Origin of the sequence: Martinezella rhizogenes (assembly GCF_000799715.1) — a bacterium.
GTDB lineage: Bacteria > Pseudomonadota > Alphaproteobacteria > Rhizobiales > Rhizobiaceae > Rhizobium > Rhizobium rhizogenes_C.
On sequence record NZ_JUHG01000013.1, the window covers coordinates 1033022 to 1052742 of the forward strand.

General features: G+C 62.1%; 21 protein-coding genes and 1 riboswitch. Of the genes, 14 read left to right on the plus strand and 7 right to left on the minus strand.

Features of this window, described 5'->3' with window-relative positions; all coding sequences use genetic code 11:
- Positions 1-106 precede the first annotated feature (106 nt).
- A complete protein-coding gene (locus tag EX00_RS16675) occupies positions 107-958 on the plus strand; it encodes an alpha/beta hydrolase family protein (RefSeq protein WP_234709042.1) in 852 nt (283 codons plus the stop codon).
- Between the two features lie 71 nt (positions 959-1029).
- On the opposite strand, the gene EX00_RS16680 is transcribed toward EX00_RS16675, so the two are convergent.
- The 5 genes from EX00_RS16680 to EX00_RS16700 all read right to left on the minus strand — a co-directional run bounded on the left by EX00_RS16680 (position 1030) and on the right by EX00_RS16700 (position 4941).
- Positions 1030-1965 carry a 2-hydroxyacid dehydrogenase gene (locus EX00_RS16680; protein WP_047459870.1) on the minus strand — a complete coding sequence of 312 codons (936 nt, stop codon included), beginning with the start codon at positions 1963-1965 and terminating at the stop codon, positions 1030-1032.
- Between the two features lie 27 nt (positions 1966-1992).
- On the minus strand, positions 1993-2724 hold the full coding sequence (locus EX00_RS16685) for an amino acid ABC transporter ATP-binding protein (RefSeq protein ID WP_007689256.1): 732 nt from the start codon (positions 2722-2724) through the stop codon (positions 1993-1995).
- On the minus strand, positions 2705-3364 hold the full coding sequence (locus EX00_RS16690; protein WP_047459873.1) for an amino acid ABC transporter permease: 660 nt from the start codon (positions 3362-3364) through the stop codon (positions 2705-2707). The genes EX00_RS16685 and EX00_RS16690 overlap by 20 nt, the downstream gene beginning before the upstream one ends.
- Complete coding sequence (locus EX00_RS16695; protein ID WP_047459874.1) at positions 3361-4065, minus strand: amino acid ABC transporter permease; 705 nt, start codon at positions 4063-4065, stop codon at positions 3361-3363. The genes EX00_RS16690 and EX00_RS16695 overlap by 4 nt, the downstream gene beginning before the upstream one ends.
- A gap of 72 nt (positions 4066-4137) precedes the next feature.
- Entirely contained in the window at positions 4138-4941 is an 804-nt protein-coding gene (locus tag EX00_RS16700; RefSeq protein WP_047459877.1) for a transporter substrate-binding domain-containing protein, read from the minus strand.
- A 325-nt stretch (positions 4942-5266) separates the two neighbouring features.
- On the opposite strand from EX00_RS16700, the gene EX00_RS16705 reads away from it, so the two are divergent.
- The 11 genes from EX00_RS16705 to EX00_RS16755 all read left to right on the plus strand — a co-directional run bounded on the left by EX00_RS16705 (position 5267) and on the right by EX00_RS16755 (position 15272).
- Entirely contained in the window at positions 5267-5587 is a 321-nt protein-coding gene (locus EX00_RS16705) for an EthD domain-containing protein (protein ID WP_047459881.1), read from the plus strand.
- Positions 5588-5642: 55 nt separating this feature from the next.
- Entirely contained in the window at positions 5643-6665 is a 1023-nt protein-coding gene (locus EX00_RS16710) for a LacI family DNA-binding transcriptional regulator (protein WP_047459882.1), read from the plus strand.
- Positions 6666-6761: 96 nt separating this feature from the next.
- Positions 6762-6893: riboswitch (TPP riboswitch) on the plus strand.
- A 94-nt stretch (positions 6894-6987) separates the two neighbouring features.
- Positions 6988-8814, plus strand: a complete 1827-nt coding sequence (thiC, locus tag EX00_RS16715; protein WP_047459885.1) for a phosphomethylpyrimidine synthase ThiC — start codon at positions 6988-6990, stop codon at positions 8812-8814.
- Position 8815: 1 nt separating this feature from the next.
- A complete protein-coding gene (thiO, locus tag EX00_RS16720) occupies positions 8816-9790 on the plus strand; it encodes a glycine oxidase ThiO (RefSeq protein WP_047460479.1) in 975 nt (324 codons plus the stop codon).
- The gene (gene thiS, locus EX00_RS16725; protein WP_047459888.1) at positions 9787-9984 is read left to right on the plus strand and encodes a sulfur carrier protein ThiS; all 198 of its coding nucleotides are present in this window, start codon (positions 9787-9789) and stop codon (positions 9982-9984) included. Before thiO ends, thiS begins: the two co-directional genes overlap by 4 nt.
- A 2-nt stretch (positions 9985-9986) precedes the next feature.
- The gene (locus EX00_RS16730) at positions 9987-10760 is read left to right on the plus strand and encodes a thiazole synthase (RefSeq protein ID WP_047459891.1); all 774 of its coding nucleotides are present in this window, start codon (positions 9987-9989) and stop codon (positions 10758-10760) included.
- Complete coding sequence (locus EX00_RS16735; RefSeq protein ID WP_047459894.1) at positions 10757-11383, plus strand: thiamine phosphate synthase; 627 nt, start codon at positions 10757-10759, stop codon at positions 11381-11383. The genes EX00_RS16730 and EX00_RS16735 overlap by 4 nt, the downstream gene beginning before the upstream one ends.
- Before the next feature lie 147 nt (positions 11384-11530).
- Complete coding sequence (locus EX00_RS16740) at positions 11531-12433, plus strand: alpha/beta fold hydrolase (protein ID WP_047459897.1); 903 nt, start codon at positions 11531-11533, stop codon at positions 12431-12433.
- Positions 12434-12580: 147 nt separating this feature from the next.
- Positions 12581-13603 carry an ABC transporter substrate-binding protein gene (locus EX00_RS16745; protein ID WP_047459900.1) on the plus strand — a complete coding sequence of 341 codons (1023 nt, stop codon included), beginning with the start codon at positions 12581-12583 and terminating at the stop codon, positions 13601-13603.
- Between the two features lie 51 nt (positions 13604-13654).
- Positions 13655-14422, plus strand: a complete 768-nt coding sequence (locus EX00_RS16750) for an ABC transporter ATP-binding protein (protein ID WP_047459902.1) — start codon at positions 13655-13657, stop codon at positions 14420-14422.
- Between the two features lie 28 nt (positions 14423-14450).
- Positions 14451-15272, plus strand: a complete 822-nt coding sequence (locus EX00_RS16755) for an ABC transporter permease (protein ID WP_052210781.1) — start codon at positions 14451-14453, stop codon at positions 15270-15272.
- 88 nt (positions 15273-15360) lie between these two features.
- On the opposite strand, the gene EX00_RS31750 is transcribed toward EX00_RS16755, so the two are convergent.
- Positions 15361-15531 carry a hypothetical protein gene (locus EX00_RS31750; RefSeq protein ID WP_202903725.1) on the minus strand — a complete coding sequence of 57 codons (171 nt, stop codon included), beginning with the start codon at positions 15529-15531 and terminating at the stop codon, positions 15361-15363.
- A gap of 158 nt (positions 15532-15689) precedes the next feature.
- Positions 15690-16580 (minus strand): LysR family transcriptional regulator, encoded by an 891-nt coding sequence (locus EX00_RS16760; RefSeq protein ID WP_202903728.1) that lies wholly within the window; start codon positions 16578-16580, stop codon positions 15690-15692.
- Between the two features lie 270 nt (positions 16581-16850).
- Here EX00_RS16760 and EX00_RS16765 point away from each other — a divergent pair, with 270 nt between their 5' ends.
- A complete protein-coding gene (locus EX00_RS16765) occupies positions 16851-18134 on the plus strand; it encodes an NAD(P)/FAD-dependent oxidoreductase (protein ID WP_047459912.1) in 1284 nt (427 codons plus the stop codon).
- A gap of 35 nt (positions 18135-18169) precedes the next feature.
- Positions 18170-19708, plus strand: a complete 1539-nt coding sequence (amaB, locus tag EX00_RS16770) for an L-piperidine-6-carboxylate dehydrogenase (protein WP_047459915.1) — start codon at positions 18170-18172, stop codon at positions 19706-19708.
- Positions 19709-19721 lie beyond the last annotated feature (13 nt).

The window sequence follows — 19721 nt, forward strand, 5'->3', positions numbered from 1 at the left end:
TGCCTTTTTCTCTAGTCTTCATCGGTATTTGCAACACCGTGGCCGTTGAGGATTTAAGATGCTTGGAATGACGAAGGCGAGCAAATTTGGGCTCGTGTGCTTGACTGTGGCAACCATCGCCAGTTTCGCGTCCGCCGCCGAGACGAAGGTTTCCTTTAGCGTCGACGGGCAAAAGGTGATCGGCACCCTGTCGACGATCGATAACAATCCCAAGGCGCCCGTCGTTGTCATGTTCCACGGCTTTGGTGGCTCGCGCGACGAACTGGCGATCAAGGACACCAAGGACGGGGTCTTTTCGCGCAGCGCCCGGCTTCTTGCCGAAAGCGGTTATGCAAGCCTGCGGATCGACTTCCGCGGATCCGGGGAGAGCGACGGCAAATGGGCTGATACCACCTTCTCCGGCCAGATCAAGGATGGCGTCGCGGCGGTGGACTGGCTGAAGGCCAGCGACAAGGTCGACGGCTTCAGGATCTCGATCCTCGGCTGGAGCCAGGGCGGCCTGGTGGGTGCCCATGTGGCGAGGGCGCGACCGGACGTCAAATCCGTGACCTTGTGGGCGCCGGTGGTGACGCCGCTTTACACCTACGGCAGCCTCCTCGGCGCCGACAATGTCGCGAAAGGGTTGACCAGCCCGCCGGACACCGAGATCACCGCCAAATTACCGTGGGGCGTCGATACCACGCTGAAGGCTTCCTTCTTCAAGGAAATGCCAACCACCAGCACGATCGCGGCAATCGCCCATTACCCCGGCCCGCTGCAAGTCATCGTCGGCAGCAAGGATATCACGGTCACGCCCCAGCCGGCATCCGGCCAGGTCCTTCTCGATTATCACGATGGCGAAGAGCGTCTGGACGTTTTCGACATGGATCATGTTTTCAACGCCTTTACCGGGCCGGAGACGATCGACAGCCACCTGGTTCCGGCAACGCTGGAATGGTTGAAGAAATTCAACCCCTGATAAGGTTACAGATCAGATGAGCGGCGTTGCGGCCGCTCATCTGATCTCCATCGAGATCCGGCGTCAGCTCGTCAAACGACAGCAGTCGGTAGCGGCATTCCCGCGAAATGGGCGTCGAGATTGGCAAGTACCAGATCGGCCATGGCCCGCCGGGTCTCATGCGTGGCACTGCCGAGATGCGGCGCCAGAAGCACGTTGTCCATGTCGTACAGCTCTTCCGGGACGCGGGGTTCATCCTCGAAGACATCAAGTGCTGCGCCGCCGATTCGCCGGTCCCGCAAGGCGACGACCAGCGCCCGCTCATCGACCAGCGAGCCGCGTGCGACGTTGACGAGCGTGCCGCTCGGCCCGAGGGCATCGAGCACCTCGGCGTTGACGACATGCCTGGTTTCGGCCGTGGCGGCGGCGGCAAGGATGAGGACATCGCAATTTGCGGCAAGCGCTGTGAGCGTCTCATGATAGTCGTAGGGCACATCCCGCTTCGAGCGCGCCGAATAGGAAATGCGGGCGTCGAAACCCTCGAGCCGCCTGGCAATCGCCATGCCGATGCGGCCAAGCCCGAAAATGCCGTAGCGGCGACCGGCGACCCGCGTCGAGAGCCCCATGTCGGCCGAGAGCCATTTGCCGGCTCGGACATAGGCATCGGCACGCGGCAATTGTCGGCCAAAGGCAAGGATCAGCCCGAGCGCCAGATCCGCGACATCGGCCGTCAGCACATCCGGCGTGTTGGAGACACGGATGCCCCGCCGCTTCGCCTCGGCCAGATCGACCTTGTCGAAGCCGACGCCGTTGATTGCAACGATTTCGAGTTTTGGAAGGGCGGAAGCCAGATCGGCCGGAATACCGAGGTGACCGCCCGTGACGGTGGCGCGAATGCTATCGCCATTGGCCGCCAGGAAGGCCGCCTTGTCCTCCATCTCGAAGAGGCGATGGATGGTAAATCGTTTGGCCAACTCCGTTTCGAGAAAGGGCGTCAGCGGGCAGAGCTGCAGGATGTCTACGGTCATGGATCAACTCAAACTTTGAACGAGGGGTTATTTCACGTCGGATTTCACGAACTGGCGCAGCTCCGGCGTTTGCGGGTTGGCGAACAGCTCCGCCGACGGTCCCTGCTCCCAGATCGTGCCCTTGTGCATGAAGATGGTTTGGGTCGCGACGCGCCGGGCAAAGCTCATCTCGTGGGTGACGAGGATCATTGTCATGCCGTCGCGCGCCAGTCGTTCCATGACCAACAGCACTTCCTCGGTCAGTTCCGGGTCGAGCGCGGAGGTCACCTCGTCGAAGAGCATCACCTTCGGCCGCATGGCGAGCGAGCGGGCGATGGCCACGCGCTGCTGCTGGCCGCCGGAGAGTTGATCCGGATAGGCATCGAATTTTTCCGACAGGCCGACGAGTTGCAGAACTTCTCGGGCGATCTCGCGGGTCTGCGCCTTCTTGACATCCTTGACGATGCGCGGCGCCAGCATGATGTTCTCGCCGACCGTCAGGTGCGGAAAGAGATTGTAGCTCTGGAAGACGATGCCGACATCGGTTCTGAGATCCCTCAGCGACTTGGCATCGCCGCCGAGCGCATGGCCGGCAATCTCGATCCGGCCGGAATTGATCTTCTCCAGCCCGTTCATGCAACGAAGCAGCGTGCTCTTTCCGGAACCGGAACGACCGATCAGCGCGAAGACCTCGCCCCGTCCGACGCTCAGCGACACACCTTTGAGAACCTCGAGCGCACCGAAGCTCTTGTGAACATTTTCAACGATTACTTCCGGCATGAAGCCTCCTTTCCAGCCAACGCGACAGCTGGGACAATGGGTAGCAGACGACGAAGTAGAGGGCCGCCACGGCGATGAAGACGCGAAACGGCTGGAACGTCGCATTGTTGATAAGCTGCCCGGCACGGGCGAGTTCGACAAAGCCTATGATCGAGGCGATCGAGGTGTTCTTGACCACCTGCACGGCAAAGCCGACGGTCGGCGGCAGGGAAATACGCATCGCCTGCGGCAGGATGACGTAGCGATATTGCTGCAACCGGGTCATGGCGAGCGACTCGGACGCCTCCCATTGCGGCTTGGGCACAGCCTGGATACAGCCCCGCCAGATCTCCGCCAGATAGCCGGAGGCATAGATCGTCATCGACGCACCCGCGGCAATCAGCGGCGGCAGTTCGAAGCCGGCAAGGCTCAACCCGTAATAGGACAGGAAGAGGATCATCAGGACCGGAATGCCCTGGATCACCTGGATATAGGTGCCGGCGGCAATACGCACGGCCTTGAGTGATGACGTTCGGGCGAGTGCCACGGCAAAGCCCAGGAGCCCACCACCGATCAGCGCGATGATCGTCAGAACGACGGTCCATTGCAGCGATTGCAGCAGGAAGGTGAATTCGTTGATGCCGAATGTTCTGAGTGTCATGCCTGTACCTCCGGCAGGGCCGTGATCGTGCGACGCGCGACGCGGCGGCCGAAGAGCCACATTCCAACGAGCGCGAGGCCGGCCCGCAGCGCAAGCGCCAGCGCCAGATACATCAGCGTGACGACGATATAGACCTCGAAGGACCGGTAGGTCTGCGATTCCACGAAGGCGGCCGAGGCGGCGAGTTCATGGGTCGAGATTGCCGAGCAGATGCTCGATGCCAGCATCATCAGCACGAACTGGCTGCACAGCGCCGGATAGACCTTGGCGATGGCCGGCACGATGATGACATGACGATAGATCTGGAACCGCGTGAAGCCGAGCGCTTCGCCCGCCTCGATCTGGGACTTGTGCACCGCCTCGATGCCAGCCCGGATGATTTCCGTCGAATAGGCGGCGAGATTGATGGTCATGCCGATCAGCGCCGCCGTATCGGCACCGACCCTCAAGCCGAGACCCGGCAGACCGAAATAGACGATGAAGAGCTGCACCAGGAAGGGCGTATTGCGGATGACTTCGACATAGGCATCGACGAGAAACCGCACCCACCTGCCCTGGACGGAACGCAGCGAGGCAAGCACGATGCCGAAGCCGGACCCAAGGATGATCGACAGAACCGAAAGCCTGATGGTCAGCCAAAGACCGCTCAGGAACTCGCCCTGATATTGCGCGAGCGCGCTGAATTGAAACGTATACGACATGGAAAGGACCTCCGTTGAGGTTTCGCGGCCCGCCGGCGAATAGTCCGCCGGCGGGCACGGACGCAAACCCAATCAGAAGGACGGAAGCTGCGGCATCGGCCGGCCGGTCCACTTCAGCGAGATCTTGTCGAGATCGCCGGACATCTTCATGAGGTAGATCGAGGTATTCAGCCATTGGCGCAGTTCGAAATCATCGATCTTCGTCGCCATGGAATTACCTTGCTGGAAGAAGGTGAAGCCGACCTGCAGGCCCGCATCCGGGAGCTGCTTGATGATCGCCTCGCCAACCGTGGAGGGTAGCGCCACCGCGTCGGTCTGGCCGGCGATCAGTGCCTGCGCGCTGGTGGAATCATCCTCATAGACAACAATCTCGAGGCCGGGAACCGCCGCCTTGCGCAGCGCCGTTTCCTGCGACGAACCACGGTTCACCGCCACGCGCTTGCCCTCGAGATCGGACAGCTTGGTGAATTTCTGGCCGGGACCGGAAATGATGTCCATGTTGAAGGCGCTGTAGGGCTGGGTGAACATCACCGTCTTCGCCCGCTCGCCGGTCGGCGCCAACGTTGCGACGAGGAAATCCACCTTGCCGGTCTGAAGCGCCGGAATGCGCGACGGCGGCGTTAGCGGAACAAGTTCCACCGGCAGCGAGAGATAGCCGGCTATCAGATTGGCGACGTCGACGTCATAGCCGGCCGGATTGCCCTTTTCATCGACCATGCCCATCGGCGGCGCGCCGGTGAGAACGCCGATGCGCACCTTGCCGCGCGAGACGATGTCGTTCAGCGTCGTCGCATGGGCCTGCGTCGTCGCAAGCAGGCCCGTGGCGACAATACCGACCGCGGCCATGATCCCGCGCAGGGATTTCGAGATGTTCATGATACTCCTCCATTGGTGCTTTGTTACACTCCGCCGCTGCCCACTCCCCGGAGCCTTCGCGGCGGAATCATTCATCTATTCGCGGCACCCATGTTTACGGTAACATAGGGAAAGAGAATGGAGAAAACCACCATAGCCAAATTGGCGCTTTTGAAGTGTTCGCTCCTATTTCCCAGAATTCAAACAATAATGCTTGCGCTTCTGCACCGCCTCCGATCCGGCTCGCACCTTTTCGGTTGGTGATTGCAATAGAGCATGTTACCGGTATCATTGCAAGCTGGATAACACATAGTGGTTTCGGCATCGTCTTAAGGGAGGAAAATTCATGTTCACTCGTTCCGCGATTTTCGAGGGCGCAATCCACGCCGGTCGCGAGGAGGAATTCTTTCGCATCGTCGAGGAAAAGCTGCTACCCGTGTGGAAGCGCATGCCGAATGCCCAGGCCGTGCGTGTGATGCGCACCGGGCGCAGCGACCCCGGAGCCGCGCCGATCATCATGGTCCAGGAAATCGATTATCCGACGATGGATGCCGTGGAAGAGGCGCTCGCCTCGCCCGTTCGCCTGGAAGGTCGCGCCATCACCGACGAGATGATGAGCATGTGCGACGGCCGGTTCTATCATCTCGTCTACCAACGGATTGCGTGAGTCAAAAACAGGGGAAAACGTGGCGCATCCTTCAGACATATCCCGCAAGGCGACCATGAGCGACGTCTCGCGGCTTGCCGGCGTTTCGAAGATGACCGTATCTCGCGTGCTGGCCGACCCGGCGCTCGTCGCCGAACCGACGCGCAACCGCGTGATGACAGCGATCGAGCAGCTCGGCTATGTGCCGGACCGGACAGCCAGCTCACTTTCCTCGCGCCGGACCAACTTCATCACCGCGATCCTGCCCACCTTGACCAACGCCAATTTCGCCGACACCGCACAGGGCCTGGCGGGTGCGCTGCGCGCCGCCGACTACCAGCTTCTGATCGGCTACACCATGTACAGCCTGTCGGAGGAGGAGCGAATCGTTCGCGCCATGCTGGCGCGGCGCCCGGACGCGATCGTCATCGCCAGCACGGTCCATACCAAGGCGACCAACGAGATGCTGCTGCGGGCAGGCATTCCGATCGTCGAAATCTGGGACGTGCCGGAACATCCGGTCGATCATGCTGTGGGCTTTTCCAATTACGAAGTCGGGCGGCTGGCGGCCCGGCACCTCATCTCGCTCGGCCATCGCCGCATCGGCGCCGTCGGATCGGCGATCGATGCTGACGCCATGGACTTTCGTGGCGAAAGCCGCCTGCTGGGATTCGCCGCAGCCCTTCGGGAGGCTGGCCTCTCCGACAATTTCATCGTTCGCCAGAACGCCGCGCCTTCGTCCTACGACCACGGCGCAGAGGCGCTGAGCACGCTTCTCCAACGAGCCCCCGATGTTCAGGCCGTCTTTGCCGTTTCCGACATTTCCGCGGTCGGCGCGCTGATGGAATGTCATCGCCGCAAGATCGCTGTCCCGGACGACCTTTCCATTCTCGGCTTCGGCGATTTCGACATCGCCCACCAGTGCGTGCCGGCACTGTCGACCATCCGCGTCGATGCCGCCATGATCGGCCGGAAAACCGGGGAGTTGCTGCTTTCCATCCTGGAGCCAGGCGGCACCGGCGCGCAACCGGCGGAGAGCCGCATGAATGTCGGCTTCGAACTCGTCATCCGCGAAACGACGAGTGCACCCAAAACATAGCCTTCTTGCTTGGCCGGAGGATCTCTCGGCCAAGCCTCGATGTCATCGCCTCATCTGCAGGGTTGACATGACCCGAACCGAGAGCATAGCCTTCACGACATTCACCAGGGGGGTCCCGGCAAGGGGCTGAGATACTGCTGGACAACTCGGCTTTGCCGATTGTGGCGCAGTGACCCGTTGAACCTGATCCAGTTCATACTGGCGTAGGGACGGTGCAAGCGCTCGAAAGGTTTGTGGATTCACGCGTGGAATCCTTAGCCGGCGTCTTTTCATCATTCCGGCTGAGGACTGGGTCTCCAATCGCAACTTGGAGCCTCAAACCATGAATATCGCCGCAAAGAATGTAACCCCGACAGTCACCACCGGCCCCTTGCCGGCATCCCGGAAGATCTACATTCCCGGAGACATCCACCCCGACATCCGCGTGCCGATGCGCGAAATCAGCCTCCATCCGACATCGGGCGAGCCGCCCGTCATCGTCTATGATTCCTCCGGCCCCTACACGATCGAGGGTGCCGATATCCGCATCGAGCAGGGGCTTGTCGATCTGCGCCGCAACTGGGTGCTCGCCCGTGGCGACGTCGAAGCCTATCAGGGCCGCCATGTCCGCCCCGAGGACAACGGCTTTGCCAGTGGCGAAAGGCTGACGCCCGAATTTCCCACGCTACGCCAGCCGTTGCGCGCCAAGGATAGCAAGGCCGTCACCCAGCTCGCCTATGCGCGCGCCGGCATTATCACACCGGAGATGGAGTTTATCGCCATCCGCGAAAACCTCGGCCGCAAGGCACAAGTGGATGCGATGGTGCGCGACGGCGAAAGCTTCGGCGCCCATATTCCGGACCATGTGACGGCGGAATTCGTCCGGCAGGAAGTGGCGGCGGGCCGCGCGATCATCCCGGCCAACATCAACCACCCGGAAGCCGAGCCGATGATCATCGGCCGGAATTTTCTGGTGAAGATCAACGCCAATATCGGCAACTCGGCCGTCACCTCGTCGATGGCCGAAGAGGTCGAGAAGATGGTCTGGGCGGCGCGCTGGGGTGCCGACACCGTCATGGACCTTTCGACCGGCCGCAACATCCACAATATCCGCGAATGGATCATCCGCAACTCGCCGCTGCCGATCGGCACCGTTCCGCTCTACCAGGCGCTGGAGAAGGTCGAGGGCATTGCCGAGAACCTGACCTGGGAGGTCTATCGCGACACCCTCATCGAGCAGGCCGAACAGGGTGTCGACTATTTCACCATCCATGCCGGCGTGCGGCTCCACTACATCCCGCTCACCGTCAACCGCGTCACCGGCATCGTCTCGCGCGGCGGCTCGATCATGGCCAAGTGGTGTCTCCATCATCATCGCGAGAGCTTCCTCTACGAGCATTTCGAGGAGATCTGCGACATCTGCCGCGCCTATGACGTTTCCTTCTCGCTCGGCGACGGCCTGCGCCCCGGCTCGATCGCCGATGCCAATGACGCGGCGCAGTTCGCCGAACTGGAAACGCTGGGCGAATTGACCAAGATCGCCTGGGCTAAGGATTGCCAGGTGATGATCGAGGGCCCCGGCCATGTGCCGATGCACAAGATCAAGGAGAACATGGACAAGCAGCTCAAGGTCTGCGGCGAAGCCCCTTTCTATACGCTCGGGCCGTTGACGACCGACATCGCACCCGGCTACGACCACATCACCTCCGGCATTGGTGCGGCGATGATCGGCTGGTTCGGTACCGCGATGCTCTGCTACGTCACCCCGAAGGAGCATCTGGGACTTCCGGATCGCAACGACGTCAAGACCGGCGTCATCACCTACAAGATCGCCGCCCACGCCGCCGATCTTGCCAAAGGACATCCGGCAGCACAGCTGCGCGACGACGCGCTCTCGCGTGCCCGTTTCGAATTCCGCTGGGAGGACCAGTTCAACCTCTCGCTGGATCCGGAAACCGCCCGCAGCTTCCATGACGAGACGCTGCCGAAGGAGGCGCACAAGGTCGCGCATTTCTGCTCCATGTGCGGCCCGAAATTCTGCTCCATGCGGATTTCGCACGACATCCGTGCCGAGGCGCAGAAGGAGGGTCTGGAGGCGATGGCGGCGAAGTACCGCGAGGGTGGCGATCTCTATATGCCGCTCGATGCCGTCGAGCCTTCGGCCGGCTGAGATGCGTATCCTCGTCAAAGGGGCCGGCGTCGCCGGCCTCACGGTCGCGCATGAACTCCACGCTCGCGGCGCCGACGTCACCGTCTTCAACCCGCGCCCAGGGTTCGGCCGTGCCGCATCCTGGCTCGCGGGCGGCATGCTGGCGCCCTGGTGCGAACGGGAAAGTGCCGAGGAGGCGGTGCTCACGCGCGGCCTCGATGCTGCCGACCGGTGGGAGGCGATCCTGCCCGGAGAAGTCGTCCGCAACGGGACGCTGGTGGTGGCGCCAGCGCGCGATCATGGTGAGCTGAAGCGCTTCGCCGGTCGGACGACGGGTTATGAATGGGTGGAAGAAGAAGCCTTGGCTACACTGGAACCGGCGCTTGCCGGGCGCTTTCGGCAAGGCCTGTTCTTTCCCCGCGAAGCCCATCTCGATCCACGGCGGGTGTTGAGCGCACTGCAGGAAAGGCTTGCCGTACGAGGCGTTATCTTCATCAGCGAGAATCCGACCGAACAGGGTTTCGACGATATTGTCGACTGCACCGGCGGAGCACGCATTGGAGAGACCCGCGACCTGCGTGGGGTGCGAGGCGAAATGCTCTATCTTCAGACCGATGAGGTCGAACTCATCAGACCCGTTCGTCTGCTGCACCCGCGTATTCCCGTCTATATCGTGCCGCGCGGCAACGGCCTTTTCATGGTCGGTGCAACGATGATCGAGACCGAATTCAACGGGCCGATCGCGGCGCGCTCGCTGATGGAATTGCTGAACGCCGCCTATGCGCTGCACCCGGCTTTCGCGGATGCCACCGTCATTGAGACCGGCGCCGGTATCCGCCCGGCCTTCCGTGACAATTTTCCGCGCGTGAGGCGGGAAGGAAATGCCGTCATTCTCAATGGTCTTTATCGTCACGGCTTTCTGCTGGCGCCGGCCATGGCCGCTGAGGCCGCTGATCTTGTCTTTTCCCGACCCCCCATAGGAGCGCCTGTCCCATGAGACTGATCGTCAACGGCGAGTCCCAGACCATCACTGTCGCGACACTTTCCGAGCTGCTGGTCACGCTGGATTATGAGGGCGACTGGCTTGCGACCGCCGTCAACGGCGAGCTCGTTCATCGCGAGGATCGCGCCGACCACGCCCTCAACGACAATGACAGGATCGAGATCCTGACCCCCATGCAAGGAGGCTGATCATGCTTGCTCTCTACGGAACCGAAGTCGCGTCCCGCCTTTTGCTGGGCACCGCGCGCTACCCCTCTCCCGCCATTCTGGCCGAGGCCGTCAGACAGTCGGCAACGGAGATCGTAACCGTGTCGCTGCGCCGCGAGACAGCCGGCGGGCGCAATGGCAGCACGTTTTTCGAGATGATCCGCGCGCTCGGCGTCCACGTCCTTCCCAATACCGCCGGCTGCCATGGCGTTTCCGAAGCGGTACTGACGGCCAAAATGGCGCGCGAAGTGTTTCAGACCAACTGGATCAAGCTGGAAGTCATCGGCAATCACGACACACTTCAACCGGATATCTTTGGGCTGGTGGAGGCGGCGCGCATTCTTTCCAGCGAAGGGTTCGAGGTCTTTCCCTATACGACCGACGATCTGGTGGTGGCCGAACGGCTGCTGGATGCGGGCTGCAAGGTCCTGATGCCCTGGTGCGCGCCGATCGGCAGTGCTGCTGGGCCGCTCAATCTTTCCGCCCTTCGGGCCATGCGGGCGCATTTCCCGGATGTGCCGCTGATCGTCGATGCCGGTATCGGCCGGCCATCGCATGCGACGACGGTCATGGAGCTCGGCTTCGATGCGGTGCTGCTCAACACCGCCGTTGCTGGCGCCCGCGACCCAGCCGCCATGGCTGGCGCCTTTGCCAAGGCGATCGACGCGGGCCGGCAAGCCTTTGGCGCCGGCATGCTGGAGCCGCGCGATATGGCGGTGCCATCGACGCCGGTGATTGGAAAGGCGGTCTTCGCATGAGGCTTGCCCCCTTCTACCTCATCGTCGATAGCGCCGACTGGATTGCCCGGCTGGTGCCGCTCGGCGTCAAGCTGGTGCAGCTGCGCATCAAGGATCGTACGCCGTCGGAGATCCGCGCCGAAATCCAAAGGGCGAAGGCAATCTGCACGGCGCATCAATGCCAGCTCGTCATCAACGACTACTGGCAGCTTGCCATCGAAGAAGGATGCGACTTTATCCATCTCGGGCAGGAAGACCTGGCCGTGGCCGATCTCCGGGCTATTCGCAAAGCGGGCCTGAAGCTCGGGCTCTCGACGCATGACGAGGCCGAACTGGCCACAGCCCTTGCCGCGAGGCCGGATTATATCGCACTCGGCCCGGTCTACCCCACCATCCTCAAGAAAATGCCATGGGCACCACAGGGCCTCGATCGTCTGCGCCAATGGAAAGGCCGGATCGGAACGCTGCCGCTCGTCGCCATCGGCGGTTTGAACCTCGATCGCGTCGCGGGCGTCTTCCAGAACGGCGCCGACAGCGCTGCTGTCGTGACCGACATCACGCGTAACGCCGACCCCGAAGCCCGAACCCTGGAATGGATCGCCGCAACCCGCATCCATGCCACCAGTCAAGCCAGGACGGAATGACGACGCCGCATAGATCTCTATCGCATAGAAAAGTGGCGTCGGCCTGTTCGAAGATGCTTGACTGGCCCGGCAGCGGCCGAACACAACAATCAGCATCGTAGGCCCGATCGCGCTCGAGGGCGCCCATTCCAACGGAGTCATCAAGCCATGGATCGACACGCGAATACGCTATTCCCCGATTTCGAGGACAGGTGCATCGAGACAGCCCAGGCCGAGTTGGCCGTCCTGACCGGCGGTTCCGGGCCGGCGATCCTTCTCCTGCATGGCTATCCGGAGACACGATCCACCTGGCATCGCATTGCGCCGGTTCTCGCGACCAACCACAGCATCGTCGTCCCAGATCTGCCCGGCTACGGCAACAGCCGCCTCGTCGGCAATTCTGAAGGCGCCGGATCGAAGCGGCGAATGGCGACGTGCCTGCATGAGATGATGAAGGCCCTTGGACACGAACGCTTCGTTGTCGTCGGCCACGATCGCGGCGGCCGCGTCGCCTACCGCATGGCGCTCGACTATCCAGAATCCGTTACCGCGCTCGTCTCGGTTACGGTCGTGCCGACGTCGGAGATGTGGGAGGGTGCAGCCAAGGCTTTCGGCATGGGTGCCTGGCACTGGTTCATGATGGCGCAGCCAGCACCGCTGCCGGAGAAGCTGATGGCGGCGGACCCCGGCTTCCTGATCGACCTCACCCTCGACAAGATGGCTCTCGGCATCGACAGGCTTCACCCGCTGGCGCTCGAGGATTATCGGGCCGCCTTCGACAGGCCGGAGGTGCGGCACGCCATGTGCGAGGACTACAGGGCCGGCGCCACCACCGATGAAGCTGACGATCTCACGGATCGCGCGTCCGGGCGCAAGATCCAGGTACCCGTCCTTGTCCTTTCGGAAGAAGGGCGGCTCTATGGCGGCGGCCGGGAGCCATTGGATATATGGGCGGATTGGGCGGAAAATGTCGAAGGCATTGGTATTGGCGGCGGCCATCTGTTGCCTGAAACCGCAGCCGACGAGGTGCTCGGTGCCCTCCTGCCCTTCCTGAAGAAAATCTCTCGATGACATGCCGGCGGGTAACCTGCCTCCTTGCCTGAAGCTTAGGCGCAGAAGGTGCCGGAGACATCGCCACGGTTGGTTGCCTTCCATGACGGTCAATGGCAAACAGGAGCAAAGACGCCCCAGGCGCTGCCCCATCGGAGGAGACACCAAATGAAGTTTACCTTGAACCGCCGTCAGGCGCTTATCGGCATGGGCGCTGTCGGCGCTGCGGCCGCCTTCGGCATGCCGGCGCGCGCGGCAACCCGCAATCTCGCGGTGCTGCATCTTGCCAGCCATGCGCCGAGCTTCATCGCCTATGAGCGCGGCTACTACAAGGAAGCCGGGCTCGACATCGACCTGAAATTCTTCGAAGCCGCCCAGCCCATGGCCGTGGCGATTGCCTCCGGCGACGTCGATTTCGGCGTGACCGCGATGAGCGGCGGCCTGATCAGCCTGGCGCAGAAGGACGCAGTCAAGGTAATCGGCGGCGCGCTGACCGAGGAGAAAGGCACCGTTGGCGCCATCATCCTCGCCTCGAACAAGGCCTATGATGCGGGCCTGACGGATCCGTCAAAACTAGCCGGCAAGAGCTTCGGCATCACCACCGCCGGCTCGTCCTTCCATTTCATGATCCACAAGATCGCGCAGGCGAACAATATCAAGCTCTCGGACATTCAGCTTCGCCCGCTGCAAAAGCTCGGCGCCCTGGTCGGCGCGCTGTCGACCGGGCAGATCGATGCCTGGGCGATCCAGCCGAATGTGGCCAAGCAGATGCTCCGGGAAGGCGCCGCCAAGCAGATCGGCCTCGTGTCCGATTATGCGCCGAACTACCAGGTGACAACCGCCTTTACCTCGACCAAGAATGCCAAGAGTGAACGGGAGCTGACAGAGGCCTTCGTCAAAGCCTATTCCAAGGCGATCGCAGACTACAACGCAGCCTTCGTCGACAACAAGGCCAATGACGCCGAGCGCGACGATCTGGCGAAGATCGTGCACAAATACGTCGAAAGCGACAGTCCGTTCGAGACCGCCAGGCAGAACCTGATCGACGGCGCGATGCGGATCAACAACGGCCTGGCGCTCTCGCTCGGCAGCTGTGTGGAACAGCTCGAATGGTTCAAGTCCGAAGGCATGGTCAAGGAAGCGATCACCAACGAGCAGCTCTTCGACACGTCCTACGTCAAAACGATCTGATCGGCCGCAGCTGAATGCGGGGGGCTTTCAAGGCTTCCGCCTGGAGGACACATGGACCTGAAGCTCAAGAACATCAGCCATCGCTACGGATCCGTCGAGGTTCTGAAGGATATCTCGCTCGATATCCCGCAGGGCCAGATCGTCTGTCTGATCGGACCATCCGGATGCGGCAAGTCCACGCTGTTGCGCTTCCTCGGCGGCCTTGAGCGCCCCTCATCGGGCGAGGTCCTGCAAATCGGCAATCCGCCAGCCGGTTCGCTCAATCCGCTCACCTACGTCTTCCAACACTTTGCCCTGCTGCCTTGGCGCACGGTCGAGGGCAATATCAAGCTGGTGCTCGAGGATCATGGCCTCAGCAAACGCGAGATGGACGAAATCGTCACGGATGTCCTCGAACGCACGCGCCTTTCCGAATTTCGGCGCACGCTTCCCAAGCAACTCTCCGGAGGTATGCGCCAGCGTGTTGCCATCAGCCGGGCGCTTGCGGTTCGCCCCGCCGTCATGCTGATGGACGAGCCGCTGTCGGCGCTCGACAGCCAGACCCGCGAACTGCTGATGGACGACCTGATTTCGCTCTGGACCCGCCAGCCCTTCACCTCGGTCTATGTCACCCACAATCTCAATGAGGCCGTTCGGCTGGGTCATCGTGTCGTCGTCCTCTCCCGCCGCCCTGGACGCATTCGCGACATCGTCGATATCGATATTCCGCTGTCCGACCGCCATCTCGGCGATCCGGTGCTGGAGGAAAAGCAGAAGCAGCTCTGGGAGCTGATGCGGGAAGAGGCCATGGCCGCCGACAAGGAGCTGGTCAATGTCTGACATCACCACATTTTCACCGCCGTCATGCATGGCCGATGACGACAATGCCGGAACGAATGCAGCGCCGGTTCGCGCTGTCGACTTTCGCGGCGGCGGCTTTGCCCCGACGCCTGTTCGCGGCATGGCGCTCGCAGTCTTCGTCATCCTGATCGCGCTTGCCGAAATCGGCACCCGCACCGGCATCATATCGAACCTGACGCTGCCGCGACCGTCGGCGGTTCTTGAGACCTTCATGCAGCTCTGGCGAACAGGCCTGCTCTGGCAGCATTTGTTGCCGTCTTTGCAGCGGCTTTTCGTCGGCGCCACCCTCGGCATTGCCGCCGGCATCTCGATCGGCGTCTGCATCGGCCTTTTCAGCCATGTCCGCGCCGGCCTCGTGCCGCTCGTGGCGGCACTGTTTCCGATCCCGAAGATTGCCCTCCTGCCACTGTTCGTCATCTGGTTCGGGATCGACGAAACCTCGAAATATGCGCTGATCGCCTTCGGGACATTCACGCCGACGGTCGTCGCCACCTATGGCGCCGTCGACAATGTCGACCGCTCGCTGATCCGCATGGGCCAGAGCTTCGGCTTGAGTTGGTGGTCGATTGTCCGCAAGATCGTCCTGCCGGGCGCTTTTCCGGCGATTCTTTCCGGTCTTCGCGTGTCGATCTCGATCGCGATCATCCTGCTGGTCGCCGCGGAAATGCTCGGCGCGCAATTTGGCGTCGGCGCCTATATCCTCGAAGCAGGCTCGCTTTATGATCTTGAAAAGCTGTTCACCGGCGTCGCCATCTTGTCGATGATGGGCCTGATCGTGAACTTCGTCATCGGCCAGATCGAACGGCGCTTCCTGAACTGGCGCGGATAGTCATCCAGTTCTGTCGCTTGCGGATGTCCGGCGGACTGACCGCAAGCGACAGGATCAGGGAATGCGGCGAAGAACAGGGCCGGCAGTATCAGCTATTGGCCGTTCCAAGATTGTCGCCCGGCATGGCGCCGGTCTTGTCGACCGTGTCGGTCTTCGGCGCGCGCGCAGAGCGCTCGACCTGCACCGACCGCCATTCACTTTCCAGGCGATCGACGACGTGTAAAGGTATCTCGTTCCGCATGGCTTCACGCTCTTGCATCAGGACCTCCTTGGTGTGAGACCACTTGGATGGCACGAAAGAAATTCTTTGTAAATCATAGCATTAAAGGGTTTAAACGATTGAATTTATTTTAATCGATTAGAGATTCTTCAATTATGCAGGCGCCCTCGATTTCTCCACAGGGGCAGGGTGATCCCTCAACGCTGATTCACAATCCACTCGCGAAAGCGGACAAGCGGCGGATATGCCAGGCGCTCGAACGGACAGGCAAGATAATAGCGTTCGTCGCTTTCCAGCTCGTTGGACGAGGCGGCCACCAGCTCTCCGCGCTTGAGTTCTTCCTGGATGAGAAATGTCGGCAGCAAGGCAACACCAAGGCCGGAGATGGCAGCCTGAGCGGCGGTTGCGAACTGATCGAACAACATGCCCCGCACACCGGATGCGGGCGCGCCGTTCGCCGCCAGCCATTTTTCCCAGGCATCCGGCCGGGTGGTCAGATGCAGCAGCGGCACCTGCAGAAAGTCGGCGGGCTCCACCAGCCGGTGACGGGCGAGAAAATCGGGGCTGCAAGCGGGCACGGTCCGCTCCGACATCAAGAATGCAAGTTCGGCACCCGGCCAGTGCGGATGGCCAAAATGAATGGCCGCATCGATCGAATCCAGCCGAAAATCGAACGGCGACAGACGGGTCACCAGATTGATGGTGATGCCCGGATTGGTCGAAAGAAAATCGCCGAGCCTCGGGGCGAGCCAGCGCGTCCCGAAGGTCGGTAGGATCGCCACGTTCAATGTTCCGCCGTTCGGGTTGGCGCGCAGGTCGAGCGACGCCGAGGAGATCCGCCGCAATGCCTCGCGGATCTCGCGGGCATAGCTGTCGCCGGCAAGCGTCAGCCGGATGGTTTGGCGCTCCCGCACGAACAGCTCCACGCCAAGCTGCTCCTCCAGCGCCTTGATCTGGCGGCTGACCGCGCTTTGCGTGAGATCCAGTTCCCTTGCGGCCACGGTGACACTGCCGGTGCGGGCCGCCGCCTCGAAAGCAGACAGCAGGGACAAAGAGGGCAGAAATCTCCGAGGCGTGATCATGTTCATTCCCATACGGAATTAACTCTTGAAGAAATATCAATTTCTTCCATGAAAACCGCGCCGTAAAGAGGCGGAGGCAGAAAAATTGGAATGATGTCTCCATATCTCATGAACGTCGCTCCCGTCCGCCTGCCCAACCGTTGCGAGATCGTCCAATGCAGGCTACTGCTTTCATCTCCAGACATTGGCTGCGGCCGGGTCAGGCGTCTCTAGGATGTCGGTTCCAGTCTGCCGCGAAGGCATTGCCCGAGATTTTCATATTGATGGACAGGACCGATGCTGAATAACCCCCGCTCCCACGGCCTTTGGGAGAAGACCGCACCCGCCGGCCCCGTGACATCAGCGCTTGCCGGCGACATCACCGCCGATGTCGTCATCGTCGGTGGCGGCTACACCGGCCTCTCGGCGGCCCTGCATCTCACTGAAGCTGGTCAGTCGGCGGTCGTTCTGGAGGCGGTCGAAATCGGTTTTGGTGGTGCTGGCCGCAATGTCGGCCTGGTCAATGGCGGCATGTGGGTGATGCCGGACGATATTCCCGGCGTGCTGGGACCGGTCCACGGCGAGCGGGCGCTCGATCTGCTCGGGGCAGCGCCGCTTCTGGTACGCGAGATCGTCGAGAGACACGAGATCGCCTGCGAGATCGAAAAGAACGGCACGTTGCATCTGGCCGTTGGGGCTGATGGCCTGAAGGAGTTGCAGGAGCGGCATCGCCAATGGACCGCCCGGGGCGCCCCGGTGCAACTGCTGTCTGCCGAAGAGACTGCCCGCCGGGTCGGCAGCTCCGCCTATGCCGGATCGTTGTTCGATCCGCGCGCCGGCACCATCCAGCCGCTTGCCTATGCGCGCGGCCTGGCGCATGCGGCCATCCGTGCCGGCACGAAAATCTTTACCGGTAGCGCCGTCATCGCCACCGAACGCCAGGGCGACGGATGGAAGGTGAGCACGGCGCATGGGTCCGTCTCCGCAAAATGGATCGTCGTCGCCACCGACGCCTATTCCACCGGCCCCTGGGAACAGGTGCGCACCGAGCAGGTGCATCTGCCCTATTTCAATTTCGCCACCGTGCCGCTCGGCGACAATGTACGCAAGTCGATCCTGCCTGGCCGCGAAGGCTGCTGGGATACGAAGGAAATCCTGTCGTCCTTCCGCATGGACCAGGCCGGACGTCTTGTCATCGGCAGCATCGGGGCATTGCGCAACACCGGCCTTGCCGTTCACAGAAGCTGGGCGCGGCGGTCGTTGAAGAAGCTGTTCCCGCATCTCGGAGACATCGCCTTTGAAAGCGAGTGGTACGGCAAGATCGGCATGACCGAGGATGCCGTCCCCCGTTTCCATAAATTCGCGGAGAACGTCATCGGCTTTTCAGGCTATAATGGCCGGGGCATTGCGCCGGGCACGGTGTTCGGCAAGACCATTGCCCACCATATTCTCGGTGATATCAGCGAAGCCGAGCTTCCCCTGCCGCTGACCGCGCCGAAGGACCCAAGCTTTCGTGCCGCCAAGGAACTCTATTACGAAGCCGGAGCCCAGATCGCTCATCTGACCAGCGACCGCTTCTAGACATCACCGAACACCCTTCCATCAGAAAGACGATAATGACCATGTCCACGCCAGATCTTGCTTCCGAAGTCTCGAAAATCCTCACCGGCCTCGGCGTCTCCGCCGATCGCTATACGGGCGGAACGCTTGCCGTGACCTCACCGGTCACCGGCGCCGAGATCGGCCGTCTCAGGGAAGATTCGGCCGCCGATGCCAAGGCCGCGATCGACAAGGCGCAAGACGCCTTCCTCGCCTGGCGCAATGTACCGGCGCCCAAGCGCGGCGAACTGGTCCGTCTGCTTGGCGAAGAGCTGCGCGCCGGCAAGGCGGTACTTGGTCGCCTCGTCTCCATCGAGGTCGGCAAGATCACCTCCGAAGGCCTCGGCGAAGTACAGGAAATGATCGACATCTGCGATTTCGCCGTGGGCCTGTCGCGCCAGCTCTATGGTCTGACGATCGCCACCGAACGCTCCGAACACCGGATGATGGAAACCTGGCATCCGCTCGGCCCAATCGGCATCATCTCCGCCTTCAACTTCCCGGTCGCCGTCTGGTCGTGGAATGCGGCGCTCGCCATGGTCTGCGGTAATTCGACGATCTGGAAGCCCTCGGAAAAGACGCCACTCACCGCACTTGCAACACAGGCCCTGTTCGAAAAGGCCTTGAAGCGTTTCATCGCCGAGGGCGGCGACGCCCCGGCCAATCTCTCGACGCTGATCATTGGCGGCCGCGATCTCGGCGAGATCCTGGTCGATCATCCCAAGGTTCCGCTGGTCTCCGCCACCGGCTCGACGGCCATGGGCCGCGCCGTCGGTCCGCGGCTTGCCAGCCGCTTCGCCCGCGCCATCCTCGAGCTCGGCGGCAACAATGCTGCGATCGTCAGCCCGACGGCCGATCTCGACCTGACGCTGCGCGGCGTCGCCTTCTCCGCCATGGGCACCGCCGGCCAACGCTGCACGACGCTGCGCCGTCTCTTCGTGCATGAGAGCGTCTACGATCAGCTCGTGCCGCGCCTGCAAAAGGCCTACGGCTCCGTCACCATCGGCAATCCGCTCGAACAGGGCACGCTGGTCGGCCCGCTGATCGACAAACACGCTTTCGACCGGATGCAGGCAGCCCTTGGCGAAGCCAAATCGGCCGGCGGCAAGGTGACCGGCGGCGAGCGCGTCGACAACGGTTCAGCCGATGCCTTCTACGTCCGCCCGGCTCTGGTCGAGATGCAGGCACAGACCGGCCCGGTGGAGCAGGAAACCTTCGCGCCGATCCTCTATGTGATGAAGTACAGCGATTTCGATGCGGTGTTGGCGCTGCACAATGCCGTACCGCAGGGCCTGTCGTCATCGATCTTCACCAATGATATGCGCGAAGCGGAAGCCTTCGTTTCGGCGCGCGGCTCGGATTGCGGCATCGCCAACGTCAATCTCGGTCCGTCTGGCGCTGAGATCGGTGGTGCCTTCGGCGGCGAAAAGGAAACCGGCGGCGGCCGCGAATCCGGCTCTGACGCCTGGAAGGCCTATATGCGCCGCGCCACGAATACCATTAACTACGGCCGCACCCTGCCCCTCGCGCAAGGCGTCAAGTTCGACGTCGAATGAGGAACGAGCTTCA

Coding starts and splice junctions, on each gene's coding strand:
- EX00_RS16700 (WP_047459877.1), bottom strand. CDS start 4,941: ATGAACATCTCGAAATCCCTGCGCGGGATCATGGCCGCGGTCGGTATT.
- EX00_RS16710 (WP_047459882.1), top strand. CDS start 5,643: ATGAGCGACGTCTCGCGGCTTGCCGGCGTTTCGAAGATGACCGTATCT.
- EX00_RS16765 (WP_047459912.1), top strand. CDS start 16,851: ATGCTGAATAACCCCCGCTCCCACGGCCTTTGGGAGAAGACCGCACCC.
- EX00_RS16740 (WP_047459897.1), top strand. CDS start 11,531: ATGGATCGACACGCGAATACGCTATTCCCCGATTTCGAGGACAGGTGC.
- EX00_RS16760 (WP_202903728.1), bottom strand. CDS start 16,580: ATGAACATGATCACGCCTCGGAGATTTCTGCCCTCTTTGTCCCTGCTG.
- EX00_RS16750 (WP_047459902.1), top strand. CDS start 13,655: ATGGACCTGAAGCTCAAGAACATCAGCCATCGCTACGGATCCGTCGAG.
- EX00_RS16735 (WP_047459894.1), top strand. CDS start 10,757: ATGAGGCTTGCCCCCTTCTACCTCATCGTCGATAGCGCCGACTGGATT.
- thiC (WP_047459885.1), top strand. CDS start 6,988: ATGAATATCGCCGCAAAGAATGTAACCCCGACAGTCACCACCGGCCCC.
- EX00_RS31750 (WP_202903725.1), bottom strand. CDS start 15,531: ATGCAAGAGCGTGAAGCCATGCGGAACGAGATACCTTTACACGTCGTC.
- thiS (WP_047459888.1), top strand. CDS start 9,787: ATGAGACTGATCGTCAACGGCGAGTCCCAGACCATCACTGTCGCGACA.
- EX00_RS16745 (WP_047459900.1), top strand. CDS start 12,581: ATGAAGTTTACCTTGAACCGCCGTCAGGCGCTTATCGGCATGGGCGCT.
- thiO (WP_047460479.1), top strand. CDS start 8,816: ATGCGTATCCTCGTCAAAGGGGCCGGCGTCGCCGGCCTCACGGTCGCG.
- EX00_RS16730 (WP_047459891.1), top strand. CDS start 9,987: ATGCTTGCTCTCTACGGAACCGAAGTCGCGTCCCGCCTTTTGCTGGGC.
- EX00_RS16755 (WP_052210781.1), top strand. CDS start 14,451: ATGGCCGATGACGACAATGCCGGAACGAATGCAGCGCCGGTTCGCGCT.
- EX00_RS16690 (WP_047459873.1), bottom strand. CDS start 3,364: ATGACACTCAGAACATTCGGCATCAACGAATTCACCTTCCTGCTGCAA.
- EX00_RS16695 (WP_047459874.1), bottom strand. CDS start 4,065: ATGTCGTATACGTTTCAATTCAGCGCGCTCGCGCAATATCAGGGCGAG.
- amaB (WP_047459915.1), top strand. CDS start 18,170: ATGACCATGTCCACGCCAGATCTTGCTTCCGAAGTCTCGAAAATCCTC.
- EX00_RS16685 (WP_007689256.1), bottom strand. CDS start 2,724: ATGCCGGAAGTAATCGTTGAAAATGTTCACAAGAGCTTCGGTGCGCTC.
- EX00_RS16680 (WP_047459870.1), bottom strand. CDS start 1,965: ATGACCGTAGACATCCTGCAGCTCTGCCCGCTGACGCCCTTTCTCGAA.
- EX00_RS16705 (WP_047459881.1), top strand. CDS start 5,267: ATGTTCACTCGTTCCGCGATTTTCGAGGGCGCAATCCACGCCGGTCGC.